Origin of the sequence: Mycoplasma haliaeeti (assembly GCF_048284645.1) — a bacterium.
Lineage (GTDB): Bacteria > Bacillota_I > Bacilli_A > Mycoplasmatales > Metamycoplasmataceae > Mycoplasmopsis.
Window position 1 is genome coordinate 1 of record NZ_JBLWAB010000009.1, and the last position, 13,552, is coordinate 13,552.

A 13,552-nucleotide genomic window follows, 5' to 3' on the forward strand; every position below is an offset into this window, starting at 1 on the left:
TCGAAAAAATTGACTGTCATGTACATTGTATATATCTAGTTTTCAAAGAACTTTTGTGTTTGTTTACTTAACAAGCGATATTATTATATAACAGATTTTTAAAATGCAAAATAAAAAAATACCTTTTTTGGTATTTTTTTATTATCGTTCGAACGAATGATTTTTTTATTATATCATTCCTTTGTTTTTTAAAGTCTTTAGTGTTTTAGCACTAACTTTAAGAGTCATCTTTTGACCATCAATCATTACTCTTACTTTTTGTAAGTTAGGATTAAATTTTCTCTTTGAAGCATTTAATGCGTGAGAACGTTTGTTTCCTGATTGAGGTCCTTTTCCTGTTAGAACATCTCTTCTTGACATAAATAATCCTTTCTTTAGTTAGCTAATTAAAATCGATTATCGAGATTATTATAGATTAAATTGCATTTATTATAACAAAAAATTCTTTTTTATAAAACTTGTTCGAAAAAATCATCTTCATTTGAGAAATCCACATTATTATCAATTCAGTCTTTTCTGAATTCTGCATTTTCTCCCATTAATACACTAACTCTTCTTTCAGCTAATGAAGCATCTTCAATAGTAGCTTGAATTAAAGTACGAGTCTTAGGATTCATAGTTGTTTCTCATAATTGATCCGCATTCATTTCTCCAAGCCCTTTATATCTTTGTAATTCATAAGGCTCTTTGATTGTTTCTAGAATATCTTTTAGTTGTTCCTCATCTCAAGCGTATTGAATTTTCTTAGAAGTTTTACCGCTCACCTTATATAAAGGGGGAAGAGCGATATAAACATGTCCTTTTTCAATTAATTGTTTCATGAAACGATAGAAGAATGTTAATAGTAAAACTTGAATATGTGCCCCATCAGTGTCAGCATCCGTCATTATAATAATTTTATTATATTGAGCTTTTTCTAAATCGAAGTCTTTTCCAAAGCCAGCTCCAATTGTGTTAATAATTGTACTAATTTCAATATTCTTTAGCACTTCACTAATCTTTTTCTTTTCAGAGTTGATTACTTTTCCTCTTAAAGGTAAGATAGCTTGAAATTTCCGATCACGTCCACTTTTAGCACTACCACCAGCTGAGTCTCCCTCAACAAGGAATAATTCTTTTTCCTCAGAATTTTTAGAAGTTGCTGGAGTCAACTTATCACTTAAAATTAATTTTTCACTTGCAATCTTTTTAGTTTTTCGGCTTTCTTCTCTTAGCTTTCTTTCTTCCATTCTAAGTTCAAAGGCTCTTTTAACTTTATCAAGTACATCTTTTGCTAGCGTTTTGTTTTCATTTATTCAGATTTCAAGGTACTTAGAAACAATTTCTTCTACTACATTTTTAGCTTCAGGTGTTCCTAATTTGTCTTTAGTTTGTCCAACAAACTCAAGTAAATTTTCAGGAATCTTAAGCGAAATAATACATGCAAGCCCTTCTCTGATATCATCACCCTCAAATAATTTACCATTTTTAACAATTCCTTCACGAATTGCAAATTCATTAAAGGTTTTAGTAAAGGCTGATTTTAGTCCCATTTCATGTGTTCCACCATCACGGGTTTTAACATTATTAACGAAACTTAAAATGATTTCGTTATATGAATCAGTTCATTGGAAAGCAAAATCTACTTCAATATCTTTTTTGCTATCCTTATATGAGACTGGAGCAGTAATGCTAATTTTTGAATCATTAATAAAGTTCAAGAATGATTCAAGGCCTTTTGAATATTCATATACTTCTTTTTTATTATTTTTGCGATCATCTAAAGTAATCTTTAAATTAGAGATTAAAAATGAACTTTCTTTTAATCTTTCAGAAATCTTATCAAAGCTTAGTTTAGCACGCTTGAAAAATGCATAATCAGGTCAGAAACGAATTGAAGTTCAATTGCTTTTACTTACTCCAATTTCATGTGTATGCACTAATATAGTATCTTGTTGAAATATAGTTTCATAAACTTTTTTATCACGAGCTACTGTAGCAACTAGTTTAGTTGATAAAGCATTAACTACAGAAGAACCAACTCCATGTAATCCTCCAGAAGTTTTATAAGCTCCTGAATTAAACTTACCACCAGCATGTAATTCTGTAAAAATTAATTCTACAGCTGTACGATTTTGGCCCTTCATTTTATCAACCGGTATTCCACGCCCATTATCAATAACTTCCACTGAGTCATCTTCGTGTAAAATAACATCGATATTTGTAGCATATCCTGCTAGTGCCTCATCGATTGCATTATCAACAATTTCTCAAACTAAATGATGTAAACCATGCACATCAGTTCCTCCAATGTACATTCCTGGTCTTTTTCTAACAGCTTCTAGCCCTTTTAATTGCTGAATACTACTTGCATTATATTCTTGTGTTTTACTCATAAAATTAATTATAAAGCTTTTTTGCTTTATTTTTTATATCATTTCTTACTAATTGTGGAACAGTTTTGAATACATTAACCTTAGAATCTAGGTCTTTAGGCGCAACATTGAAATATTTTCCACAAATGCAAATTTAGTTAAAAAAGCAGTAATATTAAGATATATAGATATAAAAACTTAACTAAATTACTTCCTTAAGGAGAAAAATGAAAACTAAAAAAATTTTTCTTAGTACTATACTAAGCTCTACTATTTTAATTCCACTTATAAGCAGCTCTTGTGGTGTTAATGGTGCATCTGTAGCTACTGCAAATAATAAAATTAGCAAAATTAATGGAATTAATATGCAAATTCCTAAAAATGCTTCTGCTCTATATGACTATGAATCTTTAAATAAAGTTCTTGATCACATTATTAATTCAAAAGATGTCTCACCTAGTCTGATAAAAACACTAAATGCATTAATTAAAGATATTAATGTAACTACTAATTCATTAAATACTTTAACTGACTCAGATAAAATTGCTGCTTGGGTAAATGTTAATACTGTTAATAACTTTTTAAGATACTACATGTTATGTAACATTGAAAATGGATTAAATTCATTAGTGCCTCAACATGCATCACTTATCTATAATGACCTAAATAGCATAAAAGCTCACTATAAAAACAATGCTTATGACTTATCAATTGCAAAAATTAGCGTCAGTGACTTAATATCAAAATTTAAAATTAATCCATATTTAAATTTCAAGAATGAGGAATTTAAAACAATTGATAACAACAAGCATGAGATAGATGTAGTTAACCAAAGCATTAGTGATATTAAAAGTTTAAATTGAAACATGCAAACATTAGCTAAATCTCAAGCTAGAACAGTTTCTAATTTATTCACTGCCTACGAGTTAAATTGATTCGACACTTTACCACTAGATTTACTATTTACTAAATATAAAGAAAAACCTCAATATAAACCATATTGAACAGCTGAAAATGAATATTATTCATCTAAATTTGTTTCTCATAATATTCAAACTCCAGCATGATACTATAACATTAAAATAAAAGATAATAATCTTTTAACAGATTTCTTAAAATCAAGTCCAAATTACTTATCTCCACTTACTTATAATGTAAGTGAGAAGCAAAATCTAAACCCTATAGAAAATCTTTCTTATCAAGAAGTCCAAGCAGTGCAACTTTCAAAAGATGCTAATAAAGCTTTTACATCAACTCTTGAAAGATATGAAATTATGAAGAAACATAATCCAGGCCTTAAACTAAAATATTATAAATTTGATATTCCTTTAAATGTTACTGCTAAAAATTCTCTTCCTTCTATAATTGTTTTTCCAGGCAGAGAACATCAAGTATTTATCAACTATGAGCCAAATAAATATCAAGATTTTGCAGTTGATTGACTTAATAACAACAACATGGATTATGCTGATTTTAAAAATAAGTTCCAAAATGTATTTAAGTTACAAGCTACTCGTCTTCTAAATCAAAAATCAGATGCTAAATATGATCAATACTTACATGACTTATCAAGTAATATTGATGCCATTTATAAACCAAATGTAGATTTAAAAACAAATGAAAGTCCTAATAAGCCTACTGTTTTCACATTTGTTATTCCAATTATAGATAATGGAAAAGCTTTAGAAGTTCATGTTAATACTCAAAATACTCTAATATATTCAAGTAACCTATTTAGTATTTCTAAAGCTTATAATGATTTAAAAAATCAACCAGATAATAAAGACTTGTACAAGAAATTTATTACTCATGATGATTTTTCAATACATGATATTGGAGTTAATAAGTATTTCTTAAGTGACTTTAGTAATGATAAGTTACTAACAGCTATTGGAGTTGATAAAACTAAACAACACACTGATTCTGATAACGAAACTATAGTTATTGACAACTAATACATAGCTTTATAATAGGAAACTAATCTAAATTTATATTTAATATATAGCGTTAGAAATAATGCGTTTGTTAGCTTGACTTTTGGTTATTTGTAGGCTAACAAGATTGCAAAAATATTGAAGCGCTCTCACACTAGTAACCTGAGAGCGTTTTATTTATATTTTTTTAGTATTTTTGCAGTAATTAAGAACATTATTTACAAAATACCTATTTACTAGATAAAAAAGTATAAAAAAGGCTGGCTAAAGCCAACCTAAATTATTAAATGAATGATAATTAATCTTCATCTTTATCTTGAATGTTTCTACGTTTGATGATTTCATCAGCGATTGATTTAGGACATTTTTCGTAGTGATCGAATTGCATTTGGTATGTTCCACGACCACTTGTCATAGATCTAAGTTCTGTTGAGTATCCAAACATTTCTGAAAGTGGAACCATAGCTTTAACAATAACAGCTCCATCGTTTCTTTGTTCTTGGTCGTTAACAAGTCCTCTACGACGTGATAAGTCACCAATTACATCCCCCATGTGGTCTGCAGGAACAACTACTGCAACATCCATGATAGGTTCAAGTAATACTGTACCAATTTTGTCTTTAGCTTTTGTAAGTGCTTTAGAAGCAGCAATTTTGTAAGCCATTTCAGAAGAGTCGACATCGTGGTATGATCCATCAAATAATGTAGCTTTGATGTCGATCATTGGGTAACCTGCTAAAATACCAGCAGCCATTTTTTCTTCAAGTCCTTTTTGGATTGATTTAATGTATTCTTTAGGAATTTTACCACCAACGATTTTGTCAACGAATTCGAATCCGCCATCTGGGTTTGGTTCAAATTTAATTCATACGTGTCCGTATTGTCCTTTACCACCAGATTGTTTGATGTGTTTTCCTTCAACTTCAGCTGGAATTGTAATTGTTTCACGGTATGAAACTTGAGGTGCTCCAACTTTAGCTTTAACACCGAATTCACGTTTTAGACGATCAACAATAATGTCAAGGTGTAATTCACCCATACCAGCAATAATTGTTTGTCCTGTTTCTTCGTCTGTGTATGTTCTAAATGTAGGGTCTTCAGCAGCTAATTTTTGAAGTCCTAATGAAAGTTTTTCTGTAGCAGCTTTTGATTCTGGTTCAAGAGCTTGTGAGATAACTGGTTCTGGGAAAACCATTTTTTCTAGAACGATTTTTGGTGATTTTTCATCGATTAAAGTATCACCTGTTGTTGTATATTTAAGTCCAACAGCAGCAGCAATATCTCCTGCACGACATTCATCGATTTCAACACGGTTGTTTGCGTGCATTTGTAAGATACGTCCGATACGTTCTTTTTGTTCTTTAGTTGAGTTGTATACGTAGCTTCCTTTTTCTAGAACTCCACGGTAAACTCTGAAGAATGTTAATGATCCAACATATGGGTCAGTCATAACTTTGAATGCTAAACCAGCGAAGTATCCGTCATCTGTAGCTTCAACGTGAACTGTGTGTTCTCCGTCATAAGCTGGGATAGCTGGAACATCAAGTGGTGATGGTAAGTAGTCAACTACAGCATCAATCATTCTCTTAACACCTTTGTTTTTGAATGATGTACCACATACTACTGGGAAGAATTCTGATGTTAATGTAGCTTTTCTGATAGCTTTTTTGAAGTCTTCAACTGTAACGTCTCCACCTTCTAAAACAGCCATCATCATGTCTTCGTCAAAGTTTGCAACAGCTTCTAATAATTCTTGACGTTTTTCATGAACGATGTCAACTAAGTGAGCTGGAATTTCTGTTGGGAATTCTTCTTCTTGAGCTTCACCGTTGTATTTAATAGCTTCTAAAGTAACTAAGTCAATAATTCCTTCGAAGTCTGATTCTGCACCAATAGGTCATTGGATAGCAACTGCATTTCCACCTAAACGATGTTTAACTGAAGCAACTGAAGCAGCAAAGTCTGCACCAGCTTTATCCATTTTGTTAACGTAAACGATACGTGGAACTTTGTAGTTTGTAGCTTGTCTTCAAACTGTTTCTGTTTGTGGTTCAACACCTGATTGGGCGTCAAGTACAGCTACAGCACCATCTAATACACGAAGTGAACGCTCAACTTCAACTGTGAAGTCAACGTGCCCTGGAGTATCGATAATGTTAATTCTTTTTCCTTTTCAGAAAGCTGTTGTAGCAGCTGATGTAATAGTAATTCCACGTTCTTGTTCTTGAGCCATTCAGTCCATTTGTGAAGCACCATCGTGTGTTTCACCAATTTTGTGAATTTTTCCTGTGTGGAATAAGATTCTTTCTGTAGTTGTTGTTTTACCTGCATCAATGTGGGCCATAATACCGATGTTACGGTAATCTTTTAATTCATATTCTCTAGCCATATATTCCTATAAAACTATCATCTGAAATGAGCGAAAGCACGGTTAGCTTCTGCCATTTTATGTGTGTCTTCACGTTTCTTGATAGCTCCACCTGTTTTGTTTGATGCGTCAATGATTTCGTTAGCTAAACGAACATCCATTGTTTTTTCGTTTCTTAATCTAGAGTATTGCACTAATCATCTAAGTGCTAATGTTTGTTTTCTACGTGGAGAAACTTCTGTAGGAACTTGGTAGTTTGTTCCACCAATTCTTCTTGTTCTAATTTCTAATTGTGGAGTAATGTTTTCCACTGCTTCTAAGAAAACTTCCATTGGTTCTCTATTTGTTTTTTCTTTGATAATGTTAAATGCTGAATATAAAATATCTTGAGCAATTGATTTCTTTCCGTCAAGCATAATTTGGTTAATTAATTTTGTAACGATTACAGAATTAAAAACTGGATCTGCAAGTACTTCACGGATAGGTGCACTTTTCTTTCTTGACATAAATTGTCCTCCTAATTTTTTAATGTGTTTTGTGTTATTAATTCAATAAAATTATGCTTTTATTATTTAGCTTTTTTAGCTCCGTATAAACTACGTCCTTGGTTACGTTTTGCTACACCAGCAGCATCTTGTGTTCCACGAACGATGTGGTATCTAACCCCAGGTAAGTCTTTAACACGACCTCCACGGATTAAAACAACAGAGTGTTCTTGTAAGTTGTGTCCTTCACCAGGGATGTAAGCTGTAACTTCCATTCCGTTTGATAACTTAACACGAGCGTATTTACGTAAAGCTGAGTTAGGTTTTTTAGGTGTCATTGTTGCAACACGAGTACATACACCACGTTTAAATGGTGAAGCCATTTTTTTAGCTTTTTTGATTAATGAGTTGTAGCTTAAGCTTAATGCAGGAGCATTTTGCTTTCTTGTTTTTGAGCTACGACCATTTGTAACTAATTGATTAGTTGTTGGCATTTTTTGCTTCCTTTCGTTTATTTTATGTTTGTAATAAAAATAAGATTAATTCTAATAAAAATTTTAGGCTATCTAAAATAGCAAAACTATTATATAACAACTTAGCCGAGTGTGTCAAACTTTTTTATTTTTTTTATTCCTATTTTTAGGGATACTTTGCTAAAAATTCCTTTTAATTTATCAAAATAAACTAAATTAAATGGCTTTATTTTTCATTTTGCTTCTAAAGGTTTAGAATCATGTATCATTTATTAACTAAGCTAATAAATAGCTATATTATAAGGAGGCTTGATGTCAAAAGCTAAGACCATATTTTGCTACTGGACACCTATATGAATTCAATTTTTAATAGGTTTATTACTATGTATTGATACAACTAGCTTAATTTTGTATTTAACTAAACATCAAATAGCTTTCAAATATCTAACCCTAGTATTTTCTATTTTATTAAGCCTATTTCTAATTTTTTATATTATAAATTGAGCAATTTATCCCAAAACAGCTTTAAGAATTAACGCAACTAATTATGATTGAAATAGAGAGAAGCTTTATTTTGCCCATCCATTTTATAAAGCAACATGTTCTGTTTTATTGTGCCAAAGTTCTTATAAGGAAAATAAAGATTCTAATTTAGGCGAAGCAGAAAGTAAGGCAGAAATATTCAAGCCTACAGATGAAAATGAAATAAAGCGTTACTTTGAATACAAAGATCATATTAACTCTAAAAAAATTCATCATCTCATGCTTTATATGCCTCTAGTTATGGGACTTTTATTAGGAATAATCTTATCTTTTATAACAGTACTGGTTGATACAGTATCTTACTCTTGGCTGCACATTACTAGCCCCATTATAGCTGTTGTATTATTATGTTTTTTATTAATGGTGGTGTTTATAATAAAATATTTTAAAAGCACAATATCTCAATGATTTTTAGAAATAAGTCTAAATAGAATACACGAAACTGACTTAGCTTGAAAAGTTGAATGCTATTTTACCTCCCCATATAGATCTAAAGAATATTTGCAAACAATTGCAAGCAAAGAATTCAAAGAATTTATTTAGCAAGCATGCTAAAAATAAAAAACCCAACTATTATTTCTTATGTAGCTTTAGTCAAATAACGGAAAGGAGTAAGAATGGAAACTAAAAACAAAATTTTTAAACTCTATATAGTACCTATTTGTTTCCCAGCTATATCAGGTTTTTGCCTTAATGTTGCACTATCAATCCTAACTATGTATCAATTTAATAAGAGTAACACTATCCTAAATTGAATCATAGCTTTTGCTGCTATTTCAGGTTTCTTTTTGCTTTTTCATCTCATTAATTGAGCACTTAATCATAAAGAGATTTTAAGAATTGATTCTATAAATTATTCTTATACTAAACAAGATCAAATAATTAAGCATCCTTTTTGGCTTTGCATCTGACAAGTTTTTTCATTTATCTATTCAATTGGAAAATTAGGTGGTCGTCCTACTTTTGACCAAGATCCTGAAACAATTTATAATCTTGATAAATGGAAGTCTATTGATACTTCTCAATTAGAGAACTATTTAAATTATAAGGACCAAGCTAATTGCAAAAAACTTTTTGTTCTGGCTGCTTTTATGCCATTCTTTATTGGCTTTGCTCATGCCTTTTTTGTCACTATGAGTATTTTTTTAGTAGCAAACCATAATATTTATCACTATCCGACTTGGTCTGTTGTCCTCATTTGTATTGTTTGTTTCTTAATGCCCTTCATTTCAGGTATGCTAATTAGATATATGCGTTCAATTATGGCACAAGTATATCTAAATCGCGTTGTAGATATGACTCATGATGAAAAATTAAACTATTTTGTCCTCACTCACTCTGATTCTGGTGCAATCCAAGAATACTTAGATACTATTTCAAGTGACCAATTTCTAATCTACATTTCATCAGGTCACATTAATTATTCATAGTCCCTATAATTTCTAAGCTAACCTCCCTATGAGGTTTTTTCTTTACCTTTATAAAGGCAAAGAAAAAATGGAAGCTAATGTTCCATTCTTTGATTAATATTATTTTTTAGGATCAATATTAGTTTTTAATACTGATAAGAAGGCTTCTTGTGGCACTTCAATTGACCCAAGTTTTTTCATACGTTTTTTACCTTCTTTTTGTTTCTTAAGAAGTTTTTGACGACGAGTTACGTCCCCTCCATATAATTTGGCAGTAACATCTTTACGATAAGCTTTAATTGTTTCTCTAGCAATGATTTTTCCACCAATTGTGGCTTGCACAGGGACTTCGAAGTTTTGTCTAGGAATAGCATCCTTAAGTTTTTGACATAGTTCTCTTGCTGCTTCATAAGCTTTTTCACGGTGTGTAATAATTGAGAAAGCATCCACTTTATCTCCATTTAATAAAATGTCTACTTTAACTAAATCAGATTCACGATATCCGATTCATTCATATTCAAATGAAGCATATCCTTTAGTAGCACTCTTTAATCTATCAAAGAAATCAAAAATCGTTTCAGCTAGAGGTAACTCATAAACAACTTTTGAACGTCTTGAGTCAACTGTTTCCAGTGACTTGTAAATTCCACGTTTATTTTGACATAATTCCATTACATTTCCGATGTATTCATTAGGTACAAAAATACTTGCTTCAACATAAGGCTCTTCAATTTTTTCAATAAAGGTTCGATCTGGGAATAATGTAGGGTTAGAAATCATTTCAACTTCCCCTTTTGTTGTAGTTACTTTATATTCTACAGAAGGAGAGGTCGCAATAATTCCAACCTTGTATTCACGATCTAAACGTTCTTGTAAAATTTCCATGTGTAGCATACCTAAGAATCCAACTCTAAATCCAAATCCTAAGGCTTTTGAGGTTTCTTGTTCTCAAGTAATTGAAGAGTCACTTAAAGAAATTTTTTCAAGTGATTCTTTTAAATCCATGTAATCTCTAGTATCAATTGGATAAAATCCAGTAAAGACTACTGGTTTCATCTTCTTGTATCCAGGTAGAGCTTTATCTGTAGGGTTTTCAGCTAGAGTAATAGTATCCCCAACATGTACTTCTTTAGCATCTCTAATTGCGGCTGAAACTCATCCAACTTCACCAGCTACTAATTCATCTTTCTTAGTTTCATAAGGGTTTCTTACCCCTAAATCAATTACGTGGTAGGCTTGTTCTTCAGCTGGACGAGACATAAAGATAAATCTATCTCCAGTCTTAAGTTTTCCTTCAAAGACACGAATTAGCATAACAACTCCACGGTAAGGATCAAAGTAGCTATCAAAAATTAACGCTTTTAAAGGCTTACTATCATCAGCGTTCTTAGGTGCTGGAATATATTTAACAATAGCATCTAATAATTCAGGCACACCTTGCCCAGTTTTAGCTGAAACTAAAATAGCATTTTCAGTTGAAATTCCAATTACATTTTCAATTTCTTCTTTAACTTCCTCTACATTAGCACTTGGTAAATCAATCTTGTTTATTACAGGTAAGATTTCAAGATCATTTTCAAGTGCTAAGTAAACATTAGCTAATGTTTGTGCTTCAATCCCTTGAGTTGCATCTACTAGCAATAAAGCTCCTTCAGAGGCAGCTAAAGAACGCGATACTTCATAGTTGAAGTCCACGTGCCCTGGAGTATCAATTAAGTGGAAAATATAGTCCTTATATTTAATTTGCACAGCATTAAGTTTAATAGTAATTCCACGTTCTTGTTCTAGATCCATAGAGTCTAAAAATTGAGCCTTTAGATCTCTGTTTGCAACAGTGTGTGTATATTCTAAAATTCTATCTGCAAGTGTGCTTTTTCCGTGGTCAATATGTGCAATTATTGAGAAGTTTCTAATCTTGTCTTTGTTCATGTTATATATTTTATATTTTTTCTGTTAATTTTTTAGTAAATTTCCAAATTGGTGTATAATAATGTCAGTGCTTGAGAAATCAAGAATGAGATATCTATAAGGTATCGCTGCTTGCGTTAAATATACACGCCTTTCGCATAATAATTAACTCGTCACGGCGAGTTTTCTTTTTGCACTTTTTTGCCTACGCGATAGGGAAAAAAGTATAAAAAAGCAAAGCCTAGGCTTTGCGTATAATTATCTTCTTTTCATTGTAGGGAATAATAGAACATCTCTAATTGAATCTTTTTCAGCAAGTAACATAGTTAAACGATCAATTCCAATTCCACATCCACCTGTAGGAGGCATTCCATATTCAAGCGCTTCAACAAAGTCTCAGTCAATATCACTAGCTTCATCATTTCCATTATTCTTTTCTTCAAGTTGTTCTTGGAAACGTTGTAATTGGTCAATTGGATCTGAAAGCTCTGTATACATGTTTGCATATTCTTTAGTATTGATGAATAATTCAGCACGTTCAGTAAATCTAGGATCACTTCCTTTAGCTGTTAGTGGAGATATTTCAATTGGGTGTCCATAAACAAATGTAGGTTGAATTAAAGTTTTTTCAATTAATTCTTCAAATAGTTCATTAATAATGTGACCTAATTGGTGGAATTTTTGTACTTTAATTCCATATTTGTTTGCAACTTCTTTAGCTTGCTCAAAGCTAATTTCTCTAAAGTTTACTCCAGTTGCCTTAGAAACTGCTTCAACCATATCTACTCTAGCAAATGGTTTAGTTAAGTCAATTTCAACACCTTTGTTTACTACAGTTTCTTTACCTAATTTTTGTGCAAGTCTCTTGAATAATTTTTCGGTGTGTTGCATCATACCTTCAAGGTTTGAGTAAGCTTCATAGAATTCAATAGAAGTAAATTCAGGGTTGTGAGTTGTATCAATTCCTTCGTTTCTGAAAATACGTCCAATTTCATAAACTTTATCAACACCACCAACTAGTAACTTTTTAAGAGGAATTTCAGTTGCGATTCTAAGCACGAATTCTTGGTCTAAAGCATTGTGGTGAGTTGTAAATGGTCTAGCTGAAGCTCCAGATAAATAATCGTGTAAGAATGGAGTTTCAACTTCCATGTATCCTTGTTCATCAAAATATCTTCTAATTTCGCTAATAATTTTTGTTCTGGTTCAAAATGTCGCCATTGATTCATCATTTACAATTAGATCTACATATCTGTGACGATATCTTTCTTCAACATCAGCAAGTCCATGGTATTTATCAGGAAGTGGTTTAAGAGATTTTGTAAGTAACTTAATGTTTTGTGCTTTAACTGTAACTTGACCTGTGTGAGTTTTCATTACAAGTCCTTCAACATAAATAATGTCACCAAGGTCGAATGAAGCAACTAATTTAGCTAATTCTTCACTGTGTTCTTTCTTGTTGAAGTAAACTTGCATTTTTCCATGATAGTCTTTTAATAAGATAAAAGGCCCTCTCATAGTTAAAATTCTACCTGTAATAGCTACTGGAATAGCTTGTGTATCTAATTCTTCTTTACTTAATGAGTTGTATTGAGCTTCGATTTGATCTGAATAAGTTAATTCTTTTAATCCATCTGCCTTAGCAAAGGCTTCAATATTATTTTCTTTATAAAAATCTAACTTGTTACGTCTAATTTGTTCTTGTTCAGTATATTTTTCCATAAAATATCTCCTAAAATAAAATAGTATTTAAAGTATACATTAATTTGTTTTATAATTATATTAAATATATAATATTTAAAAGGAGGCGCGCTATGGTTAAAAGCAATCGCAGTTATGTTGTAAACCTACTGCTTTCAATCTTCCTAGGAGTATTAGGAATTGATCGTTTATACGGTGGACGTATTGGATTATTCCTTCTTAAGCTCTTTACCGGTGGTGGATTTGGAGTATGGTGATTAATTGACCTTATCCTAGCTGCAGCAGGAATGCAAAAAGATAACCAAGGCCTTTACATTAAACCTTAGTTACAAAATAGCCCAGGACTTCCTGGGTTTTTATTTTTACCTTTTAGGCCT

At 31.4% G+C, this 13,552-nt stretch carries 11 protein-coding genes; 4 read left to right on the top strand and 7 right to left on the bottom strand.

Annotation, left to right across the window (positions count from 1 at the left end; all coding sequences use genetic code 4):
* Positions 1 to 168: 168 nt before the first annotated feature.
* Positions 169 to 360 (bottom strand): 50S ribosomal protein L28, encoded by a 192-nt coding sequence (gene rpmB / locus ACNQ2T_RS02775; RefSeq protein WP_416738512.1) that lies wholly within the window; start codon positions 358 to 360, stop codon positions 169 to 171.
* 89 nt (positions 361 to 449) lie between these two features.
* Positions 450 to 2,375, bottom strand: a complete 1,926-nt coding sequence (gene parE / locus ACNQ2T_RS02780) for a DNA topoisomerase IV subunit B (protein ID WP_416755387.1) — start codon at positions 2,373 to 2,375, stop codon at positions 450 to 452.
* Positions 2,376 to 2,581: 206 nt separating this feature from the next.
* Here parE and ACNQ2T_RS02785 point away from each other — a divergent pair, with 206 nt between their 5' ends.
* Entirely contained in the window at positions 2,582 to 4,309 is a 1,728-nt protein-coding gene (locus ACNQ2T_RS02785; protein WP_418035904.1) for a hypothetical protein, read from the top strand.
* A gap of 277 nt (positions 4,310 to 4,586) precedes the next feature.
* Here ACNQ2T_RS02785 and fusA read toward each other — a convergent pair whose 3' ends face one another.
* The 3 genes from fusA to rpsL all read right to left on the bottom strand — a co-directional run bounded on the left by fusA (position 4,587) and on the right by rpsL (position 7,635).
* Positions 4,587 to 6,677 (bottom strand): elongation factor G, encoded by a 2,091-nt coding sequence (fusA, locus tag ACNQ2T_RS02790; protein ID WP_416755389.1) that lies wholly within the window; start codon positions 6,675 to 6,677, stop codon positions 4,587 to 4,589.
* A gap of 14 nt (positions 6,678 to 6,691) precedes the next feature.
* Positions 6,692 to 7,162, bottom strand: coding sequence for a 30S ribosomal protein S7 (gene rpsG, locus ACNQ2T_RS02795; protein ID WP_305938017.1), 471 nt, complete (start codon positions 7,160 to 7,162; stop codon positions 6,692 to 6,694).
* A gap of 62 nt (positions 7,163 to 7,224) precedes the next feature.
* A complete protein-coding gene (gene rpsL, locus ACNQ2T_RS02800; RefSeq protein ID WP_078747258.1) occupies positions 7,225 to 7,635 on the bottom strand; it encodes a 30S ribosomal protein S12 in 411 nt (136 codons plus the stop codon).
* Between the two features lie 291 nt (positions 7,636 to 7,926).
* Here rpsL and ACNQ2T_RS02805 point away from each other — a divergent pair, with 291 nt between their 5' ends.
* Positions 7,927 to 8,700 carry a hypothetical protein gene (locus tag ACNQ2T_RS02805; RefSeq protein WP_418035906.1) on the top strand — a complete coding sequence of 258 codons (774 nt, stop codon included), beginning with the start codon at positions 7,927 to 7,929 and terminating at the stop codon, positions 8,698 to 8,700.
* A gap of 74 nt (positions 8,701 to 8,774) precedes the next feature.
* Positions 8,775 to 9,587: a hypothetical protein gene (locus tag ACNQ2T_RS02810; protein ID WP_418035908.1), complete on the top strand. Its 813-nt coding sequence runs from the start codon at positions 8,775 to 8,777 to the stop codon at positions 9,585 to 9,587.
* 99 nt (positions 9,588 to 9,686) lie between these two features.
* Here the strand turns inward: ACNQ2T_RS02810 and lepA are convergent, their stop codons facing one another.
* Together lepA and lysS are read right to left on the bottom strand one after the other, a co-directional pair.
* Entirely contained in the window at positions 9,687 to 11,495 is a 1,809-nt protein-coding gene (lepA, locus tag ACNQ2T_RS02815; RefSeq protein WP_418035910.1) for a translation elongation factor 4, read from the bottom strand.
* 237 nt (positions 11,496 to 11,732) lie between these two features.
* On the bottom strand, positions 11,733 to 13,196 hold the full coding sequence (gene lysS / locus ACNQ2T_RS02820) for a lysine--tRNA ligase (RefSeq protein WP_418006441.1): 1,464 nt from the start codon (positions 13,194 to 13,196) through the stop codon (positions 11,733 to 11,735).
* Between the two features lie 92 nt (positions 13,197 to 13,288).
* Here lysS and ACNQ2T_RS02825 point away from each other — a divergent pair, with 92 nt between their 5' ends.
* Positions 13,289 to 13,501, top strand: coding sequence for a TM2 domain-containing protein (locus ACNQ2T_RS02825; RefSeq protein WP_416755397.1), 213 nt, complete (start codon positions 13,289 to 13,291; stop codon positions 13,499 to 13,501).
* Positions 13,502 to 13,552 lie beyond the last annotated feature (51 nt).